The organism is Acinetobacter sp. 1130196 (genome assembly GCF_000588095.1).
Classification (GTDB): Bacteria; Pseudomonadota; Gammaproteobacteria; order Pseudomonadales; family Moraxellaceae; genus Acinetobacter; species Acinetobacter nosocomialis.
In genome coordinates, this window is the sequence record NZ_JFWX01000111.1 from 1 (window position 1) to 2,047 (window position 2,047).

The window sequence follows — 2,047 nt, forward strand, 5'->3', positions numbered from 1 at the left end:
CCCCGCCCCTAGAGTCACAACAAAAACAACGACCGTTGCAATTTGTAGAGAAGTGCCTGCACCATTGCCAAAAATCCACATAAAAATACTAATTACAACCAAGAGTAATAGTACAAAAATGGCAGGAACTAAAATCACTAAGCTCTTAGGCACAACAGGTTTGGCACTGTTAACACCTTGGCTTACTGGCATAATTTTAACACTTTGACATTGAGGGCAACGATATTGCATGACAGCTCCACATTAAATTTGAATCTATTCTAACGGAAATGCAAAGAAAGGAAAAAAATTGTAGGGCTTTTAAAAAGTGACATAAAAGTTAGATATAAAAATACTTTTTTGAAACAAGCATATATGAAAAAATGATGATTTATGCGTACACATAAAAGTTAAAATAGTACCGCAGAGCATGCTAATCTAGATAAAAACCAAGTGTGTTCAACACTGGAAATGAGCTGAAAAGCTGATTAATGGGATGCGAAAGAAATATAAAAAGGAGAGGGACTTGGGTCAAGAAGATGACAATAAGTCGGAGCCTATAACGACATCAACAGTTTCAGGGAACCCTGACCCTATAAAACTGTCATTCTCACGCCGTTTGCTGCATAAGACCTTGCAACATGCTCATGATGCCGTCGGATTTGCTAGTGATACGACACGTAATCTTGCAGAGGTTGCAGATGCAGCCTTAGATGCTTTAGACCATGTAACAACTCATACAAAGCGTGGAGTCGTTGGCATGACCAATCTGGCAGCAGGAACTGTTAGAGATATGGTCTCTGAAACCAGTGAAACTGCGCGTCAGGTTGCGTTAATTATGGCCCGTACTTTTCTAGGTAAGAGTACGCTGAATTTATATTTGCCTGAAATGCTGTTAAATAGCCAAATTCGTAAATGAATAGATCGGTCAGAAATTGATGATATTAAAGTTCAATGTGGCAATGATCGGTTTCAGGTTGAAATCGATGGGCACTATCACCGTTTCCTATATCGGCTGAGTTTAGATTTTCGGGTATTGGAATGCCGTATTGGGCAAGAAAAATTCTTACGTTTACGTCAAATGGATGAAAGCCTAGATGTACAAATTCGACATGGTGGAACATTGTCGAATTGGGCAGTCCGTCGTATCGGACGAGTAGGTTTCGAAGTCATTAACATGTTGCCTATACCATCACTGATTAATCATTTGATTCGTGATATTCCGGGTATTCAACGTGATGGTCACCGTATGTGGTTTATTGACCTTGAACAGGCAGGGTTTATTGATTTCATTAACAACCGTTCATGGATGGTAGAAAAACTTTTAAGCTTGACAGACTTTAGTATTTTACCGGGACTCAATATTTTGAGGGAAAGCCGGGAGCTTGTGCAGCAACTGGTAGATCAATTCGAAATAAAAGGACTACGGGTTCAATCAGGTCGTCTTGAAGTCCAAGTTGGAATTGCGAATTAAATTATATAAATGAGAAGCTGATTGATGATCAGCTTTTTTATTGCGTACATAAGAAAAAAGCCACTGTCTTCATGCAGTGGCTTTTTAGAATTTGGCGTCCCTACGGGGATTCGAACCCCGGTTACCGCCGTGAAAGGGCGATGTCCTAGGCCTCTAGACGATAGGGACTTATATGAGGCATACATCTGAAAAATATTGGCGTCCCTACGGGGATTCGAACCCCGGTTACCGCCGTGAAAGGGCGATGTCCTAGGCCTCTAGACGATAGGGACGTTTCAGAGGTGGGCGTATATTAGGTCGATTTAATAAAAGTGTCAAATAGTTTTCTGAAGAAATATTAAAAAAAACATTCAAGCGCTTAAAAATAACTCAAATTGTAGAAAATATAGGCATTTATGGCTAATTTTTATTGAAAAGGTTCAATAATTGCTTTGATGACTGCATGGTGTTGTAAGTACCCTACAATTTCATGGGGTTGGTTCGCAAAAGTAAAAATTTCTTGATTGATAATTGGTGGAGTGAAATTAAAAGGTGCTTCACTTAATGGGAAAGCTGTTAAAAAATCATCTTTTGAGTAGAAATTATACCAATCGC

1 protein-coding gene, 2 tRNA genes and 2 pseudogenes are annotated in these 2,047 nt (G+C 39.3%); 1 reads left to right on the forward strand and 4 read right to left on the reverse strand.

What is annotated here, in order from left to right; all coding sequences use genetic code 11:
* Positions 1-231 (reverse strand): hypothetical protein (locus J671_RS24625; RefSeq protein ID WP_033855848.1); only part of this gene is annotated, 231 nt, incomplete at its 3' end.
* Between the two features lie 274 nt (positions 232-505).
* Between J671_RS24625 and J671_RS0105405 the strand changes: the two are divergent.
* Positions 506-1,453 (forward strand): annotated as a pseudogene (locus J671_RS0105405) (hypothetical protein).
* 92 nt (positions 1,454-1,545) lie between these two features.
* On the opposite strand, the gene J671_RS24630 reads toward J671_RS0105405, so the two are convergent.
* The 3 genes and pseudogenes from J671_RS24630 to J671_RS24640 form a co-directional block, all read right to left on the reverse strand.
* Positions 1,546-1,621, reverse strand: a tRNA-Glu gene (locus J671_RS24630).
* Positions 1,622-1,649: 28 nt separating this feature from the next.
* Positions 1,650-1,725: transfer RNA gene (locus tag J671_RS24635), tRNA-Glu, on the reverse strand.
* A gap of 134 nt (positions 1,726-1,859) precedes the next feature.
* Positions 1,860-2,047: pseudogene (locus tag J671_RS24640) on the reverse strand (hypothetical protein); the annotation flags it as partial.